This window comes from Ruegeria sp. BE10, from assembly GCF_056538905.1.
Window position 1 is genome coordinate 173,336 of record NZ_JBQFTX010000001.1, and the last position, 16,361, is coordinate 189,696.

17 protein-coding genes are annotated in these 16,361 nt (G+C 56.9%); 11 read left to right on the forward strand and 6 right to left on the reverse strand.

What is annotated here, in order from left to right:
• Positions 1-181 precede the first annotated feature (181 nt).
• On the forward strand, positions 182-2,206 hold the full coding sequence (gene tkt / locus ACR0M2_RS00915; RefSeq protein WP_170375168.1) for a transketolase: 2,025 nt from the start codon (positions 182-184) through the stop codon (positions 2,204-2,206).
• A gap of 57 nt (positions 2,207-2,263) precedes the next feature.
• Here tkt and ACR0M2_RS00920 read toward each other — a convergent pair whose 3' ends face one another.
• A complete protein-coding gene (locus tag ACR0M2_RS00920) occupies positions 2,264-3,226 on the reverse strand; it encodes a DUF808 domain-containing protein (protein ID WP_226688497.1) in 963 nt (320 codons plus the stop codon).
• A gap of 181 nt (positions 3,227-3,407) precedes the next feature.
• Between ACR0M2_RS00920 and gap (ACR0M2_RS00925) the strand changes: the two genes are divergently transcribed.
• From gap (ACR0M2_RS00925) to gap (ACR0M2_RS00935), 3 genes are all read left to right on the forward strand, one after another.
• Positions 3,408-4,409: a type I glyceraldehyde-3-phosphate dehydrogenase gene (gene gap, locus ACR0M2_RS00925; RefSeq protein ID WP_170393912.1), complete on the forward strand. Its 1,002-nt coding sequence runs from the start codon at positions 3,408-3,410 to the stop codon at positions 4,407-4,409.
• 71 nt (positions 4,410-4,480) lie between these two features.
• Positions 4,481-4,624 (forward strand): hypothetical protein, encoded by a 144-nt coding sequence (locus tag ACR0M2_RS00930; protein WP_170348585.1) that lies wholly within the window; start codon positions 4,481-4,483, stop codon positions 4,622-4,624.
• Positions 4,625-4,706: 82 nt separating this feature from the next.
• The gene (gene gap / locus ACR0M2_RS00935) at positions 4,707-5,711 is read left to right on the forward strand and encodes a type I glyceraldehyde-3-phosphate dehydrogenase (RefSeq protein ID WP_480703796.1); all 1,005 of its coding nucleotides are present in this window, start codon (positions 4,707-4,709) and stop codon (positions 5,709-5,711) included.
• Here gap (ACR0M2_RS00935) and coaD read toward each other — a convergent pair.
• From coaD to ACR0M2_RS00950, 3 genes are all read right to left on the reverse strand, one after another.
• Positions 5,703-6,194, reverse strand: coding sequence for a pantetheine-phosphate adenylyltransferase (gene coaD, locus ACR0M2_RS00940; RefSeq protein ID WP_480703798.1), 492 nt, complete (start codon positions 6,192-6,194; stop codon positions 5,703-5,705). The two genes, gap (ACR0M2_RS00935) and coaD, sit on opposite strands and share 9 nt — an antisense overlap.
• 85 nt (positions 6,195-6,279) lie before the next feature.
• Positions 6,280-6,717 (reverse strand): CBS domain-containing protein, encoded by a 438-nt coding sequence (locus tag ACR0M2_RS00945; RefSeq protein ID WP_170358288.1) that lies wholly within the window; start codon positions 6,715-6,717, stop codon positions 6,280-6,282.
• Between the two features lie 57 nt (positions 6,718-6,774).
• Positions 6,775-7,677 carry a LysR family transcriptional regulator gene (locus tag ACR0M2_RS00950; protein ID WP_170348581.1) on the reverse strand — a complete coding sequence of 301 codons (903 nt, stop codon included), beginning with the start codon at positions 7,675-7,677 and terminating at the stop codon, positions 6,775-6,777.
• Between the two features lie 105 nt (positions 7,678-7,782).
• Here ACR0M2_RS00950 and ACR0M2_RS00955 point away from each other — a divergent pair, with 105 nt between their 5' ends.
• Together ACR0M2_RS00955 and ACR0M2_RS00960 are read left to right on the forward strand one after the other, a co-directional pair.
• Positions 7,783-9,282 carry a CoA-acylating methylmalonate-semialdehyde dehydrogenase gene (locus ACR0M2_RS00955; RefSeq protein ID WP_226688500.1) on the forward strand — a complete coding sequence of 500 codons (1,500 nt, stop codon included), beginning with the start codon at positions 7,783-7,785 and terminating at the stop codon, positions 9,280-9,282.
• 212 nt (positions 9,283-9,494) lie between these two features.
• Positions 9,495-10,079, forward strand: a complete 585-nt coding sequence (locus tag ACR0M2_RS00960; protein WP_170349399.1) for a L,D-transpeptidase — start codon at positions 9,495-9,497, stop codon at positions 10,077-10,079.
• Positions 10,080-10,130: 51 nt separating this feature from the next.
• On the opposite strand, the gene ACR0M2_RS00965 is transcribed toward ACR0M2_RS00960, so the two are convergent.
• The gene (locus ACR0M2_RS00965; protein ID WP_170348579.1) at positions 10,131-10,607 is read right to left on the reverse strand and encodes a fasciclin domain-containing protein; all 477 of its coding nucleotides are present in this window, start codon (positions 10,605-10,607) and stop codon (positions 10,131-10,133) included.
• A 60-nt stretch (positions 10,608-10,667) separates the two neighbouring features.
• Complete coding sequence (locus ACR0M2_RS00970; RefSeq protein WP_170348578.1) at positions 10,668-11,519, reverse strand: class I SAM-dependent methyltransferase; 852 nt, start codon at positions 11,517-11,519, stop codon at positions 10,668-10,670.
• Between the two features lie 133 nt (positions 11,520-11,652).
• Here ACR0M2_RS00970 and ACR0M2_RS00975 point away from each other — a divergent pair, with 133 nt between their 5' ends.
• The 5 genes from ACR0M2_RS00975 to ACR0M2_RS00995 all read left to right on the forward strand — a co-directional run bounded on the left by ACR0M2_RS00975 (position 11,653) and on the right by ACR0M2_RS00995 (position 16,353).
• The gene (locus ACR0M2_RS00975; RefSeq protein WP_170348577.1) at positions 11,653-12,768 is read left to right on the forward strand and encodes a carboxylate-amine ligase; all 1,116 of its coding nucleotides are present in this window, start codon (positions 11,653-11,655) and stop codon (positions 12,766-12,768) included.
• A 91-nt stretch (positions 12,769-12,859) separates the two neighbouring features.
• Positions 12,860-14,002 (forward strand): acyl-CoA dehydrogenase family protein, encoded by a 1,143-nt coding sequence (locus ACR0M2_RS00980; protein ID WP_170358277.1) that lies wholly within the window; start codon positions 12,860-12,862, stop codon positions 14,000-14,002.
• 7 nt (positions 14,003-14,009) lie between these two features.
• The gene (locus tag ACR0M2_RS00985; RefSeq protein ID WP_480703799.1) at positions 14,010-15,050 is read left to right on the forward strand and encodes an enoyl-CoA hydratase/isomerase family protein; all 1,041 of its coding nucleotides are present in this window, start codon (positions 14,010-14,012) and stop codon (positions 15,048-15,050) included.
• A gap of 3 nt (positions 15,051-15,053) precedes the next feature.
• A complete protein-coding gene (gene mmsB / locus ACR0M2_RS00990; RefSeq protein WP_480703801.1) occupies positions 15,054-15,926 on the forward strand; it encodes a 3-hydroxyisobutyrate dehydrogenase in 873 nt (290 codons plus the stop codon).
• Positions 15,927-16,023: 97 nt separating this feature from the next.
• Positions 16,024-16,353: a hypothetical protein gene (locus tag ACR0M2_RS00995; protein WP_170375148.1), complete on the forward strand. Its 330-nt coding sequence runs from the start codon at positions 16,024-16,026 to the stop codon at positions 16,351-16,353.
• The last annotated feature ends 8 nt before the right edge of the window (positions 16,354-16,361 follow it).

A 16,361-nucleotide genomic window follows, 5' to 3' on the forward strand; every position in this document is an offset into this window, starting at 1 on the left:
TATCATCCACGTCTTGCCCTAGTCTAACCTAACGAGGCGGAAAATACCCACTGTTTGCTTTCAACAACTTGGGCAGCTTTCTTGAACCACTACCTCATCAGAAATCCCGGTTCTACTTGCACTTTGGAGGCTGGATGGTATTGAGCGCCACATCTGCCTGTAATCCAAAGGAACAACGCCCGTGGACCTGACTGCGCTGCGCAATGCAAACCCCGAACACTGGGACAAAGCTGCGGCCATCCGCACCCTGACCCTTGACGCCGTCGCCGCCGCCAATTCCGGCCATTCCGGTATGCCGATGGGCATGGCCGACGTTGCGACCGTGCTGTTCGAAAAGCACCTGAAATTCGACGCCTCGGCCCCGAATTGGCCTGACCGCGACCGGTTTATCCTGTCGGCGGGTCACGGTTCGATGCTGATCTATTCGCTGCTGTATTTGACCGGCCACGGCGACGTGACCCTTGAGGAAATCAAGAACTTCCGCCAGTTGGGTGCAAAGACAGCTGGTCACCCGGAGAACTTCCTGGTTGATGGCATCGAAACCACGACCGGCCCGCTGGGCCAAGGCATCTCGAACGCTGTGGGCTTTGCCATGGCCGAAGAAATCCAGCGCGCGCATTATGGCAAGAAGGTTGTGGATCACTATACCTATGTGATCGCCGGCGACGGCTGCCTGATGGAAGGCGTCAGCCAAGAGGCAATAACCTTGGCCGGTCGTCATGAACTGAGCAAGCTGATCGTCTTCTGGGACAACAACAACATCACAATCGACGGCACCGTCGATATGGCTGATCGCACCGATCAGGTGCGCCGTTTCGCAGCCTCGGGCTGGCACGTAATCGAGATTGACGGGCATGATCCGCAAGCCATCGACACAGCCATCGTACAGGCGAAAAAGTCGAATAAACCGACCATGATTGCCTGCGAAAGCCACATCGCATTGGGTCACGCGGCTCAGGATACCTCGAAAGGTCACGGCGCGCTGACCGATCAGGACCAACTGAAGGCTGCGAAAGAAGGCTATGGCTGGCCGCATGACGCGTTCCATGTGCCCGCCGAAGTGAAATCCGCATGGGAGGCCATCGGTTCCCGCGGCGTCGCCGAGCGTACGGCTTGGGAAGAACGTTTCGCGCAGTTGTCCGAACGCAAGCAAGCCGAATTCAACCGCGCCTATGCGTTTGAAGCGCCCAAAAAACTGGCCGGTGCGATCCGCGCGTTCAAAAAGCAGATCTCGGAAGATCAGCCGAAACTGGCAACTCGAGCGTCGTCCGAGAAGGTTCTGAACGTTGTGAACCCGATCATGACCGAAACAGTTGGCGGTTCGGCGGACCTGACCGGTTCAAACAATACCAAATCGGCTGACATGGGTGTCTTCCTACCGGAAAATCGTAAGGGTCGTTACATTCATTACGGAATCCGCGAACACGGCATGGCTGCAGCAATGAACGGTATGGCCCTGCACGGCGGCATTCGCCCTTATGGCGGTACGTTCATGGCGTTCACCGACTATGCCCGTCCGTCCATGCGTCTGGCAGCGCTTATGAAGGTTCCTTCGGTCTTCGTGATGACTCACGACTCGATCGGTCTGGGCGAAGACGGTCCGACCCACCAGCCGGTCGAGCATCTGGCAATTTCGCGCGCGACCCCGAACACCTATGTGTTCCGCCCCGCAGATTCTGTGGAAACCGCCGAAGCGTGGGAACTAGCACTGACGTTCAAGGACAGCCCCTCCGTTCTGTCGCTGACCCGTCAGGGCGTTCCGACCGTACGCACGGAACACAAAGCCAAGAACCTGACCGCGCAAGGTGCATATGTGCTGGCTGATGCCGAAGGCAAACGTCAGGCCATCCTGATCGCAACGGGTTCCGAGGTTTCTTTGGCTATGGAAGCCAAAGCGATGCTTGAGGCTGAAGGCATCGGTACTCGCGTCGTGTCCATGCCCTGTATGGAGTTGTTCGCACAGCAGGACGAAGCCTATCGCAAGCGCGTTCTGCCCGGTGGTCCGGTCCGCGTCGGTATCGAAGCCGCCGTTCGCGCCGGTGGCTGGGATCGCTGGCTATTGGGTGAGCGTGGCCGCGAAGCCAAGGCCGGCTTCATCGGTATGTCCAGCTTCGGCGCGTCCGCTCCCGCGAATGAGCTGTACAAGCATTTTGGCATCACTGCCGAGGCGACCGTTGCTAAGGTCAAGGAATTGCTGGGACTGTAATCCAGCACACGAAGAATAAGGCAAAGGGCGGCATCAGCCGCCCTTGTTAATTTCACTTCAATGTGTTGCGGTCTTCTTTGATAGCAACGGCCCGATCACCTTGGTGGCTACAGGGATCAGAACAAAGCCCCACGCCAGACCAAACACACCATCCATTGTTGCTTTGGAAATCCATTCGACAGCCCCTACCCAGCCGTCTGACACGGAATGCCCAATCGCATATGCCCAGTCGTGGATGTGATGGCCCAGCCAGCCGAAGCCCAGAACTTCCATCCCGTGAATGATGATCGACCCGCCGACCCACAGCATCGCCGCAGTCCCAACAATAGACAGGGTCTTCATCACACCGGGCATTGCCTTGACCAATCCACGCCCCAGCCCGCGCCCGACAGGTGTCGGGGCATTGTTTGCCAGAAACAATCCGACATCATCCATCTTCACGATCAACGCGACCGAGCCATAGACGGCCACCGTCACCCCGATGCCCACAACCGCCAGAGTCGCCGCCTGCATCCACAGATTCGGCGCCTCGATCGCGGCCAGTGCGATGGTCATGATTTCGGCGGACAGGATGAAATCCGTTTTGATCGCACCTTTGACTTTCTGCTCCTCTAGATGACCAGGGTCGCGCACGTTCATGTCTTCATCAATGGCATGGCTGCCATGTGGAAACAGAACATGAAATATCTTTTCAGCCCCCTCGAAGCATAAGTAAGACCCACCGATCATAAGCAGCGGCGTAATAAGCCAGGGCGCAAAATTGGCCAGCAAAAGGGCCACAGGCAGCAACAGCACGATCTTGTTGAATACCGATCCACGCGCAATCCGCCAGATGATTGGCAACTCGCGCGCAGGCGCAAAACCCTGAACGTATTTCGGAGTGACGGCTGCATCGTCAATAATCACCCCTGCCGTCTTGGCCCCGGCCTTTCCCGCCGCCGCCACCACGTCGTCCACCGACGCCGCCGCAACCTTGGCGATCCCCGCCACGTCATCCAAAAGAGCCAAAAGACCGCTCATCGCGCTACCTTTCCTGTCACCTGCCGCCTCAGGAACCTACCCAATCTTACAGCCAGTGCAAGCGTTAGCGCAATCGTACGAAGTTTGCGCTAACACATTAAAAATATGCCGCTTTTGCTCTTTTGAGATTCACCAATCGCGGCTATATGGCCTGCAAGGCAAGCGCATTTGGAGACGTCACATGACCATCAAGGTCGGCATCAATGGTTTTGGCCGTATCGGCCGCTGTACCCTGTCGCATATCGCAGCGTCAGGCCGGAACGATATCGAAGTTATCAAGGTCAACGCGACCGGGCCGCTGGAAACTTCGGCTCATCTGCTGAAATACGACAGCGTTCATGGACGGTTTCCGCGCGACATCGCCATCAATGGCAACACCATGGATCTGGGCCGCGGCCCAATGGAGATGTTCTCGACCTACGACATGAACGAGCTGGATTGGGAAGGCTGCGACGTCGTTCTGGAATGCACCGGCAAATTCAATGACGGCACCAAGGCGAAAACGCACCTCGAGCGTGGCGCCGGCAAGGTTCTGTTGTCCGCACCGGGCAAGAACGTCGACAAAACCATCGTGTTTGGTGTGAACCACAACACGCTGACCGCCAACGACAACATGGTCTCGAATGGGTCTTGCACCACGAACTGCCTTGCTCCGCTTGCCAAGGTTCTGGACGAAGGTGTCGGCATCGAAAACGGCATCATGACCACGATCCACGCCTATACTGGCGACCAGCCGACCCTGGATCGCCGTCACAGCGATCTGTATCGCGCCCGTGCCGCTGCCATGTCGATGATCCCGACATCGACCGGAGCTGCGAAAGCACTGGGTGAGGTTCTGCCGAACCTGAAAGGCCGTCTGGACGGTTCCGCCATCCGCGTACCTACCCCGAACGTGTCGGCGGTGGACCTGACTTTCCGCGCCTCGCGCGAAGTGTCTGTCGAAGAAGTCAATGAAATCGTTCGCGAAGCCGCGCTTGGCCCGATGCAGCGCGTTCTGGGTTATGAACCCGCGCCGCTGGTTTCGACCGATTTCAATCACACCGAAGAAAGCTCGATCTTTGCGCCGGAACAAACCCGCGTTGTAGACGGCCGCCTTGTCCGGGTTCTGGCCTGGTACGACAACGAATGGGGCTTCTCGGTTCGCATGGCCGATGTCGCCGTTGCCATGGGTCGGCTTAACTAAGACCGGTTTGAAATCTTGAACATTTTTGCCCGCTCAGGTTATCTGGGCGGGCATTTTCGTTCGGGGCCGCTATGACCAACCAAATCGCTATCTGGCTTGGCCTCTTGATCCTTGGCGGGTTGATTCTGGACTACGCCATCTTTGGACCCGAACATTTGGTTTTCCTCGGGAAAAAGCTTTACGCCTTTCTGGATTGGCTGGCTTTCTGGCGCTGACTGAGGTTTTGCTTGACTTTTCCGCTCATCTGGCTTTGTTAGCGCTAACTTTACTAAAGTCGAAATTCGGACGGAGCGGAACATGACACTCAAGCTGGCAATCAACGGATTTGGTCGGATCGGACGCGGAGTTCTGCGTGCAGTGATGGAATCGGGACGTACAGATGTAGAAATTGTTGCCATCAACGATTTGGCAATACCCGAGATGAACGCTCATCTGTTCGAGTTCGACAGCGTACATGGCCGTTATTCCAACAAGGTGACATTGACCGACGAAGGCCTGGACGTTGGCGCAGGCCCCATTCGTCTGTCCAGCGAGCGCGACCCCGAAGCGCTGGATTGGTCCGATATCGACGTAGTTCTGGAATGCACAGGCGTTTTCCGCACCCGCGAAGCGGCTGAACGTCACCTGAAAAACGGTGCCAAGAAAGTCCTGATCTCTGCGCCTGCGCGGGGCGAAGGTGCCGTTAAAACAATCGTCTATGGTGTGAATGAGCATGAGCTGACAGCCGGGGATACCGTTGTTTCGAATGCTTCATGTACCACCAACTGCTTGTCGCCAGTTGCCGCCGCGCTGGATGCCGGGCTTGGCATCGTCCATGGCAACATGACCACGGTCCATGCGTATACCGCCAGCCAGCCAGTTCACGATGCCGCGGGTAAAGACCCCTATCTGTCGCGCGCTGCGGCTTTGTCGATGATCCCGACCACCACGGGTGCCGCAGCGGCTGTCGGTCTTGTCCTGCCGCAATTGGCAGGCAAGCTGACCGGTCAGGCCATCCGTGTTCCGACGCCCAACGTGTCTGTTGTCGATCTGGTGGCCGAAGTATCGCGCCCCACCAGCGAAGAAGAGGTCAACGCGCTGTTCGTCGAAGCCGCCGCCAAAATACCGGGCGTTCTTGCCGCCGAAAGCCGCCCACTGGTGTCGATGGATTTCAACCACGATTCCCATAGCTCGACCGTGTCATTGGCCGAGACCAAAGTCACCGACGGCACATTGGTGCGCGTTCTGGCCTGGTATGACAATGAGTGGGGCTTTTCGAACCGGATGCTGGACACAGCCGCCGCGATGGGCGCGTTAGCCTAACCTTTCCCGCAATGCAGTATGAACGCGGGGCGTCACGAATTTCGACACGTCCCCGTTCAGGCGCGCGATTTCCTTAACCAGTTTCGATGCGATGGCCTGATGCCGTGCTTCGGCCATTAGAAAGACGGTTTCGATTGAATCGTCCAAAGCACGGTTCATTCCGACCATCTGGAATTCATACTCGAAATCCGCAACGGCCCGCAGCCCGCGAACAATGATTTGTGCACCCACATCGCGGGCGCAATCGATCAGAAGGTTTTCGAACGGATGAGCGAAAATTTCGGTTCCGGTTTGTTCAGACAAAAGCGCACATTCCGCCTCGATCATGGCCACGCGCTCTTCCAGAGAAAACAACGGTCCCTTATCGCGGTTGATCGCTACTCCAATCACTAGCTTGTCGACCAAAGCCGAGGCGCGCCGGATAATGTCAATATGGCCCAGAGTTATCGGGTCAAAGGTTCCGGGGTATAGACCAACCCGCATCACGCTCTCCTGCGTTCTGGAAATTCTGCGTCAGCAAACATAACTTTGCTGTCGGCGCAAGAGGTTGCTATCGCAACCAGCCCCGTCAGTGACCCATAATCATACCTTGAAGGGCATCCTTTTCCATCGCCAGCTCGGCCAATTGCGCCTTGACCACATCGCCCAGGGTCACAATGCCTATCAGCTTACCCTCTTCGACCACGGGCATGTGGCGAAAGCGGCCTTCGGTCATGCGGGCCATGATGTCTTGCACGGTGGCCTGTCGTGTGGTGGTGATCAGATCCTTTGTCATGTAAGAGCTGACCGGCTGCGTCAAACATCCGCTGCCACTGGCAGCCAATTCACGAACGATATCGCGTTCAGACAGAATGCCGGCTGCCGTCTGACCACCATCTTCGGAAACGATGACGGTACCAATGCGCTTTTCCGCAAGGATTTTCGCAGCCTCCGACACAGTCATCGAAGGCTCGACCGTCACGACGCTGTCTGTCGCCTTGGATTTTAGAATGCCCTGAACGAGCATGAAAGCACCTCCGGAATAATGAATTTATCCAAAGCGTTGCGCGATTGTGTCGACCTGTCAAGCGTTGGCATCGGCTTCAAGCCGCGCAACTTCGTCACGGATGCCTTGCGTTAAAGCCTCGGCAAAGCGGTTTAACCGTTCGTTGCGCTGATCGCCCTGATGCCGGACAAGATAGAAGCTTCGCGTCAAACCCACTTGATCCGTCAAGATTTTCCGCAGGTTTGGATGGAACGGCAAAGTAAAGTCATGGGCAACACAAACACCGGTACCCAACGAAACCTGTCGCAATTGAACTGAGACCGAATTCGATGCAAGTGCGACACGGTCAACGCCAATATCGTTGAGATAGTCCAGCTCTCGGTCAAAGATCATATCCGGGATGTAACCAATCAGGCGGTGCCCCTTAAGATCGTTGACTGAACCAATAGGCGCATGGCGATCCAGATAATCCTGCGTGGCCACCATATGCAGCTTATAATCGCTGATCTTCTTGACCAGCAACCTTCCTGCTGTGGGCGCGCTGACTGTTACGGCCATGTCGGCCTCGCGCCGGGATAGGTTGATGATCCTTGGCAGCGCCAGGATCTGGATGTCCAGATCAGGGTTGGCATCACTGATTTTCGCACAAACCTGTGGCAACAGGTAATTGGCGCTGCCATCGGGCGCACCAATCCGTATCTGCCCACTGAGGGATTTGGTCGACCCAGTGACCACACCAGCCGCCGCGCGCATCGCCTCTTCGGCCTGCAAACCGTGGTCCAACAGGCGTTCACCTGCGGCGGTCAGGATGTATCCCTGTTGCGACTTCGTAAACAACAGCGCATCCAATGTTGTCTCAAGCCGCGCAATGCGCCGCCCTACAGTTGCAGGATCAATCTTGAGGATACGGCCCGCCGATGACAGGCTTTCCTCGCGCGCGACGGCCAGGAAAACCCGCATATCATCCCAGTTCGGATTCATATTTTCCCTTTTGCATTTTTGCAAAGCAATTTTGAAACATTGCCTCTGTTCACCAAATTTTTGCAAGTCTATTTTGCCGACAGGTCTACCCGGAAGGAATTTGTCATGCAGAACCTGACCCACTATATCAACGGCGAGAATGTAGAAGGTACATCTGGCCGTTTCGCCGACGTGTTCAACCCCGCCACCGGCGAGGTTCAGGCCCATTGCCCGATGGCCAGCGTTGCCGAAACCGAAGCTGCGATTGCCGATGCCGCTGCTGCTCAGCCTAAATGGGGAGCAACGAACCCCCAGAAACGTGCACGCGTCATGATGGCAATGGTTGGCCTGATGAACCGCGACATGGACAAACTGGCCGAAGCGCTGAGCCGCGAGCACGGCAAAACCATTCCCGACGCCAAAGGCGATCTCCAGCGTGGCCTGGAAGTGATCGAATACTGCATCGGCGCACCGCAGATGCTGAAGGGTGAGTTTACCGACAGCGCAGGTCCCGGCATTGACATGTATTCGATGCGCCAGCCTCTGGGTGTTGTCGCCTCGATCATGCCGTTCAACTTCCCGGCCATGATGCCTCTGTGGCATGTCGGCCCGGCTTTGGCCTGCGGCAACGCGGTGGTACTGAAACCGTCCGAGCGCGATCCTTCCGTGCCGCTCATGCTGGCAGAACTGTTCGTCGAAGCTGGCCTTCCCAAGGGCGTATTCCAGGTCGTGAACGGCGATAAGGAAGCGGTCGACACTCTGCTTGACAGCGAAATCATTCAAGGCGTCAGCTTTGTCGGTTCAACACCGATCGCGCAATATATCTATTCCCGCGCAACCGCAAACGGGAAGCGTGCACAATGCTTTGGCGGTGCGAAGAACCATATGATCATCATGCCGGATGCCGATCTGGATCAAGCCGCCGACGCGCTGGTCGGAGCTGGTTTCGGAGCAGCTGGCGAACGCTGCATGGCAATTTCGGTTGCTGTACCCGTAGGCGAAGAGACCGCCGACGCGTTGATCGAGAAACTGATCCCGCGTGTCGAGAAACTGAAGGTTGGCCCCTACACCGCCGGGGACGATGTTGATATGGGACCGGTTGTAACCGGTGCCGCCAAAGAGCGTATTCTTGGCCTGATTAACTCGGGTGTTGAACAAGGTGCAAAGCTGGTTGTCGACAACCGCGATTTCAGCTTGCAGGGATATGAAGACGGATTCTTTGTTGGCCCGCACCTCTTCGACCATGTCACACCCGACATGGACATATACACCCAAGAAATCTTTGGCCCAGTTCTGTCTACCGTTCGCGCAGGTTCGTATGAAGAAGCGCTGAAATTGGCGATGGACCATGAATATGGCAATGGTACCGCGATCTACACCCGCGATGGCGATACCGCGCGTGACTTTGCGAGCCGTGTCAACATCGGCATGGTCGGCGTCAACGTTCCGATCCCGGTTCCGCTGGCCTATCACACCTTTGGTGGTTGGAAAAAGTCCATGTTTGGTGACCTGAACCAGCACGGCCCAGACAGCTTCAAGTTCTACACCCGCACCAAAACCGTGACCTCGCGATGGCCGTCGGGCATCAAAGAAGGTGGCGAGTTCAACTTCAAAGCGATGGACTGATCTGCATCCGTAAAACCGCCTATCACCAATACCGGCCCCCAACGGGCCGGTATTTTTTGGCGAAGTATTGCCACAGTGGATAAGAAAATCCCGGCTTCACGATAAATTCACAGCTCTGGCACTGGAAAAGCAACTACAGCGACAATAGTTTGTTGCCAATTTCCTAGTTTCGAGCAGTACGAATACCGGAGGCCGCTTTGTCAAATCCGTACATGACCCGCCGCTCTGCCCTGTTGGGCGCAGCTTCTCTTTTGGCGACGCCCGCCTTGGTGCGCGCTCAAAGCTCTGATGCCTTCCCGGTTGATGAAGAGGCCATCAGCACGCAATTGCCAGTACGCCGCAATGTGTCGTCGTTCTCGCAACAGAACTGGCAAGACCACTTCGATGAGCTGGGTGTCGGCTGCCTGCTGGCCGATATCACTAGCCGAGCAGTGCATTACTGGGGACCGGACGGAACGTATAAGCTGTACCCCAGCTCAGTTCCGATGAGCGAAGAGCTTACCAAGCGCGGCTATACCGAGGTCAAGCGCAAGACTGAAAATCCAAGCTGGACTCCAACCGCGTCTATGCGTGAACGTGATCCGTCCCTGCCCGTACGCATGGAAGGTGGCGATCCCGGCAACCCGTTGGGAACTCGCGCCATGTATCTGGGCTGGCCCGCTTATCTGGTGCATGGCACCCATGACACGCGCAAGATTGGCCGCCAAAGCTCGTCAGGGTGTATCGGCCTTTACAACCAGCACGTTGAGGAACTGTACCCTCTGGTCCAGGTTGGAACTCAGGTCAGACTGGTTTGACAAAAAAAGCCCCGACCACCAGGACCGGGGCTTTCTACTTAGCGGGGGTCGTTATTCCGGCAGGATCACCGCATCGATTACATGGATCACGCCATTGCTGGCTTCAATGTCGGCCTGCACAACTTTGGCATCATTGACCTTGACGCCTTTTTTGGCGTTCACGCTCAGCTGGTCGCCCTGTACCGTGCGAACCTTGGCGCGTTTGCCGGCAATATCACCTGACATCACCTTGGCCGGGACCACGTGATAGGTCAAAATCTCGACCAGTTGATCCTTATTTTCCGGCAATAGCAGCGTTTCAACCGTGCCTTCAGGCAACGCGGCAAAAGCTTCGTCTGTGGGTGCAAAAACGGTGAACGGTCCATCACCTTTTAACGTGTCAACCAGACCTGCGGCCTGCACAGCGGCGACCAGAGTGTTGAACGATCCGGCCGAAACGGCGGTGTCCACGATGTCGGCAGCTTGTGCCTTGACGGGCAGTGCAAGTGCAAGTGCGGCGGCGGCGCCCATGAATGTGCGGCGAAACATGGCTGTTATCTCCTCTCCAGCTTGTTATGAAAAGGGTTACGGAGGTTCAGCCAGCCCGGATCACTTTTCTTTGATTTGAACCCAGATACTCTGCGCGCGCCCGTCTTTGAGAAACGGCAATGCTTCAACCGCATCAGGACGATCCTGTTGCAGGAAGTACCCCGGCCAAAGCAATGAATACGCGCCAGATTGCAACAAAGCATGTAGGATGTACTGCTCTCCCCATCCGGGGCAATCATAGAAGAACCGCTTGGGGTACTCGAAGGGCAGAAAAACATCATGTACGTGAATCACCACACCCGGCTTTAGCGCGGGAATGATGCGGCAGAACAGATGTGCCACGTCGTTGCTCATCCGTACGACGTGGCTGGAATCGATGAACAGAACGTCACCTGCTTCAAGCTGATCGAACAGCGCCGGATCGACCTCTTCCAGCCGCTTCTGTTCAAAGTGATCGACGACATGCGCGATATCCGCCCGTGGATACGGATCAATCGCAATGATCTGCGTATCAAAACCGCCGTCGATGACGGCCTGCCGGGTGACGCGGGTTGAATTGCCGCAGCCGACCTCAATCACGCGTTTGGGTGCGAACCGCCGGACCATCAGGTACAAGGCGTCAGCATCCGGGCTGTCGTAATATCCATTGCCCTGGCGATAGCCGGTTTGATTGCGCGCAGGGTCTTTCAACGCCTCCAGTGCGGCAGCGTGCTGACCATATTCTGCAACCAGCTCGGTGATATCAAATCCCTCCATCCCCGGCGACAAGGCATAGGCCGGGCGGGTCAATCCGCCTGCCCTTTCAAACGCCTCAAGCCGCGCACGCTCGTCCAGTTCTGTGACCTTATCGACGAGCTTCACCCCCAACTCATCAAGGGCTGCATTGATCTGTGGGAATTTTCTGGGTTTCACGGACGGCTCCAATTTGCGGTTCGCGTGTTCCATACCCGTGCGGGCCGGGCTTGTGCAAGATGAGCCACCCCAAACGCTTGGCAAAACAGAAATTTCCGTATTCACTGGTCGGATTAGTAGTACGAGGGTCGCCATGCAGCAGGAATTCACGCTGGGCATAGAAGAAGAGTATCTGCTGGTCGATCGCGACAGCCTGCAACTTGCGCAAGCACCCACTGCCCTGATGGAGGCTTGCCAAGCGGATTTCGAAGGACAGGTCAGCCCCGAATTCCTGCAATGCCAGATCGAAGTCGGCACCCGGCCACATTCAACAGTCAAATCAGCCCGAGAAGACTTGAAACGCCTACGTTCATGCGTTGCGAGTCGGGCTGCAGAATACAACCTCGCGCCAATTGCCGTGTCCTGCCACCCGTTTGCCGACTGGAAGAAACAGCACCACACCCGCAAGGATCGCTATGACGCGCTGCAACATGCCCTTGGTGGCGTGGCCCGGCGCATGTTGATCTGCGGGATGCACGTTCATGTAGGTGTCGAAGACCCTGCCATGCGCGCTGACCTGATGCCTCAGCTGTCCTACTTCCTGCCGCATCTGTTGGCCCTGTCGACGTCGTCCCCCTACTGGAATGGAGAGGACACTGGCCTGTCATCTTATCGCCTGACCGTTTTTGACAACCTGCCGCGCACGGGTTTGCCGCCGGTTTTGGCCAGCTGGTCGGATTATGAACGCACTACCGGTATTCTGGTCGAACTTGGCGTGATCGAAGACACGACAAAAATCTGGTGGGATCTGCGCCCGTCACACCGATTTCCCACGCTGGAAACGCGCATCATGGATGTGCAGCCACGGTTAGAGCACACACTATCGTTGGCGGCCCTGGTCCAGGCGTTGACCCGCATGCTGTGCCGCCTGAAGGACCGCAATCTGCGCTGGCGGCATTACGATCAGTTCCTGATCAGCGAAAACCGTTGGCGCGCGCAGCGCTACGGCGTGGGCGAAGGTCTGATCGACTTTGGCGACCGTTCAATAAAACCCATGCCCGAGTTGATGGGTGAACTGATGGGAATGCTGGCTGAAGACGCCGAGGCACTAGGCACCATGACCGAGCTGGCGCGCCTGCAGCAAATCGCACAGACCGGCACGTCGGCCACCCGACAGCGCCGCGTCCATGCCGAAGCTGCAGCACGCGGCGATGATCCCGGCAAAGCCGTCGTGCAGCACCTGATCGAAGAATTTCATCACGATCTTTAATGCCCCTGCCGATTGCTGGCCGTGCAAAATTTCTGTAAGAATTCGGAAATAAACAGTCGTTCAATTCATTCGGCAGCGTGGGAGGCAAGCCTTGGATTTCGCACTGACAGAAGAGCAAACCGCAATCTTCGACATGGCGTATGATTTCGGGCAGGACAAGATCGCCCCGAACGCACGCCAGTGGGAGGCTGACGGAACCATACCCAAAGACCTTTGGCCGCAAATCGGCGAGTTGGGGTTCGGCGGGCTTTATGTCTCGGAAGACGGCGGCGGGTCCGGCCTTACCCGTCTGGACGCGACATTGGTGTTCGAAGCGCTGTCAATGGCTTGCCCTTCCGTCGCGGCCTTTCTGTCGATCCACAACATGTGCGCCAAAATGTTGGACAGTTTCGGAAGCGACGATCTGAAATCCCGCATCATGCCGGATGTGCTAAGCCTCAATACCATCCTCAGCTATTGCCTGACGGAACCCGGATCAGGCTCGGACGCGGCTGCACTGAAAACCCGCGCGGATCGCACGAACGAGGGCTATACGCTGAACGGCACCAAGGCCTTTATCTCGGGTGGTGGTTATTCTGACGCCTATGTCTGCATGGTGCGTACCGGCCAGGATGGGCCAAAGGGCATTTCAACGGTTTATGTCGAGGACGGCACGCCGGGCCTCAGCTTTGGCGCGCTGGAACAGAAGATGGGTTGGAAAAGCCAGCCGACAGCACAGGTGCAATTCGATGACTGCCACATCCCGGCCGGAAATCTGGTGGGCACCGAAGGAGATGGGTTCAAATATGCGATGAAGGGTCTGGATGGCGGGCGGCTCAATATCGCCTCTTGTTCCCTGGGGGCTGCCCAGTCCGGGCTCAACATGACCTTGCAATACATGTCTGAACGCAAGGCATTTGGCCAATCGATCGACCAGTTTCAGGCGCTACAATTCCGGCTGGCGGATATGGAGATCGAACTGCAAGCCGCCCGTACCTTCCTGCGGCAGGCCGCCTGGAAGCTGGATCAGGGCACGCCTGATGCCACCAAGTTTTGCGCCATGGCCAAGAAATTTGTGACCGAGACTGGATCGAAAGTTGTCGACCAATGCCTGCAATTGCATGGTGGCTATGGTTATCTGGCCGATTATGGCATCGAAAAACTGGTGCGCGATCTGCGCGTTCACCAGATTCTGGAAGGCACCAATGAAATCATGCGGGTCATCGTCGCCCGTCAAATGCTTGCCGAACACTGAGGAACACATGCCAGACATCGACATCCGCATCACTGGTCGCGCCGGGCGCATCACCCTGACCCGACCAAAGGCCCTGAACGCGATGACCTATGATATGTGCATGGCCATCGACACGGCCCTGCGCAACTGGCGCGAAGATGATGCCGTGGATCTGGTCATTATGGACGCCGAAGGCGACAAGGCCTTTTGTGCGGGCGGCGATATCGCCGACCTTTACGCGTCAGGTTGCAAGGGGGATTTCGATTATGGACGTACCTTCTGGCGCGATGAATACCGGCTGAATGCGCTGATCTTCGAATACCCCAAACCGGTCATCAGCTTTCTGCAGGGTTTCACCATGGGCGGTGGCGTGGGCATTGGATGCCATGGCAGCCACCGGATCGTTGGGGAAAGCTCGAAGATTGCTCTGCCGGAATGTTCGATTGGGCTTTTGCCGGATGTTGGCAGCACATTGATGCTGGCGCTGGCCCCCGGTCGTCTAGGCGAATACCTGGGCACAACCGGTCATCGCATGGACCCCGGAGACGCCGTCTTTGCCGGTTTTGCCGACCACTTCATCCCGATATCGGATTGGTCCGCCTTAATCGAGATGCTCGAGGCTTCGGGTGATGCCGAACTGATTGCAAAACATTCCACGCCGCCGCCCGAAAGCACGTTGGAACAACAGCACTCCGTTATCGAAGCCCTATTCGCCGGGGAAAGCCTGGGCGATGTCCTAAACGCATTGACCCATTCCAGCGACGCAATGGCTGCGGACGCGCTGACGCTGATGGGCCGCAATTCGCCGCTGTCGATGGCTTGTACGGTCGAAGCGCTGCATCGCCTACGGGGGCCCAGCCTGACGCTGCGCAAGGCGTTGGAACTGGAATACCGCTATACGTTCCGCGCGATGGAGCATGGCGACTTTCTGGAAGGAATTCGCGCTCAGATCATCGACAAGGACCGTAATCCACAATGGCGGTTTGCCGACCAATCCGTCCCAGCGGTGGCGGTGTCGAAAATGCTGCAGCCACTGGGCAAAGACATGCTGACATTTGAGGAGGTTTGAGAGATGAAAATCGGGTTTATCGGTCTGGGCAACATGGGCAATCCAATGGCCACTAATCTGGCAAAAGCCGGGCATGAGGTGACTGGTTTTGACATGGCCGAGGTCAGTGTCGCTGGTGTCGCCATGACCGGTTCGGGTGCCGAAACTGCCGCAAACGCCGATATCGTCATCACCATGCTGCCAAACGGAAAAATCTTGCGCGCTGTCGGGGATGAGATCATCCCTGCAATGCAATCCGGGTCTGTGTGGATCGATTGTTCAACCGTCGATGTCGACAGCGCCCGCGCTGTCGCGGATCAGGCAAAACAGGCTGGAATTCTGGCGGTAGATGCCCCTGTTTCGGGTGGGATCGGCGGCGCAGCGGCTGGCACTTTGACTTTCATGGCAGGTGGCAGCGATGCCGCATTTGCGAAAGCCGCGCCGCTGTTCGATATCATGGGTCAAAAAGCCGTTCATTGCGGTGAATCCGGCGCCGGTCAGGCTGCCAAGATCTGCAATAACATGATCCTCGGTGTCACCATGATTGCCACGTGCGAAGCTTTTGCGCTGGCAGATAAACTGGGCCTGGACAGGCAAAAGATGTTTGATGTGGTCAGCACATCCTCGGGCTATAGCTGGACCATGAACGCCTATTGTCCCGCACCCGGCGTGGGGCCGGAAAGCCCGGCAGACAACAATTACCAACCCGGTTTCGCCGCTGAATTGATGCTGAAAGACCTGCGTCTAAGCCAACAGGCCGCCGAAAGCTCGGATGCCGATACGCCGATGGGTCAGGCCGCAACCGCGCTTTATGAACAGTTCGTTGAGTCTGAGGGGGGATTGGGCATGGACTTCTCTGCCATGCTGCCGCGGTTCGAAAAGCGCGGTCGTAGTTAGGCGCGCTGCGTGGGCGGCTTCTTGCCCACGGGGTTGACCATACAGGAACCAACGGCCATTTATCCTTAACTACGGCATGTTTGCAGAGGGAAGTTAGATGTCGCGAGTCTTAACTATTTCCACGTCAATCCTCGCGCTCGCGCTCAGCGCTGGGCTTGCCGACGCCGGGAACGGCAAAGGGAAAGCCGGGCATTGCCCTCCTGGACTGGCCAAGAAAGCCGTTCCGTGTGTGCCGCCGGGTCAGGTTAAGAACCTCTATCGCACGGGCGACTACATCAACCGCGACTATCGCTGGATCAACGACCCGTATCGCTATGGGCTGAACCGTGGCAGCTACATCCGCGCAGGTGACTATGTCTATCGAGTCGATCCTGATACACGAAAAGTGCTGAACCTTATCGGTGCGGTGGCTGACATCCTTAACTGAGGATCAGC

Excerpts from the sequence above, each read along its gene's own strand:
- ACR0M2_RS00920 (WP_226688497.1), bottom strand. The coding sequence starts at position 3,226 with ATGAGCGGTCTTTTGGCTCTTTTGGATGACGTGGCGGGGATCGCCAAG.
- gap (WP_170393912.1), top strand. The coding sequence starts at position 3,408 with ATGACCATCAAGGTCGGCATCAATGGTTTTGGCCGTATCGGCCGCTGT.
- ACR0M2_RS00930 (WP_170348585.1), top strand. The coding sequence starts at position 4,481 with ATGACCAACCAAATCGCTATCTGGCTTGGCCTCTTGATCCTTGGCGGG.
- gap (WP_480703796.1), top strand. The coding sequence starts at position 4,707 with ATGACACTCAAGCTGGCAATCAACGGATTTGGTCGGATCGGACGCGGA.
- coaD (WP_480703798.1), bottom strand. The coding sequence starts at position 6,194 with ATGCGGGTTGGTCTATACCCCGGAACCTTTGACCCGATAACTCTGGGC.
- ACR0M2_RS00945 (WP_170358288.1), bottom strand. The coding sequence starts at position 6,717 with ATGCTCGTTCAGGGCATTCTAAAATCCAAGGCGACAGACAGCGTCGTG.
- ACR0M2_RS00950 (WP_170348581.1), bottom strand. The coding sequence starts at position 7,677 with ATGAATCCGAACTGGGATGATATGCGGGTTTTCCTGGCCGTCGCGCGC.
- ACR0M2_RS00955 (WP_226688500.1), top strand. The coding sequence starts at position 7,783 with ATGCAGAACCTGACCCACTATATCAACGGCGAGAATGTAGAAGGTACA.
- ACR0M2_RS00960 (WP_170349399.1), top strand. The coding sequence starts at position 9,495 with ATGACCCGCCGCTCTGCCCTGTTGGGCGCAGCTTCTCTTTTGGCGACG.
- ACR0M2_RS00965 (WP_170348579.1), bottom strand. The coding sequence starts at position 10,607 with ATGTTTCGCCGCACATTCATGGGCGCCGCCGCCGCACTTGCACTTGCA.
- ACR0M2_RS00975 (WP_170348577.1), top strand. The coding sequence starts at position 11,653 with ATGCAGCAGGAATTCACGCTGGGCATAGAAGAAGAGTATCTGCTGGTC.
- ACR0M2_RS00985 (WP_480703799.1), top strand. The coding sequence starts at position 14,010 with ATGCCAGACATCGACATCCGCATCACTGGTCGCGCCGGGCGCATCACC.
- mmsB (WP_480703801.1), top strand. The coding sequence starts at position 15,054 with ATGAAAATCGGGTTTATCGGTCTGGGCAACATGGGCAATCCAATGGCC.
- ACR0M2_RS00995 (WP_170375148.1), top strand. The coding sequence starts at position 16,024 with ATGTCGCGAGTCTTAACTATTTCCACGTCAATCCTCGCGCTCGCGCTC.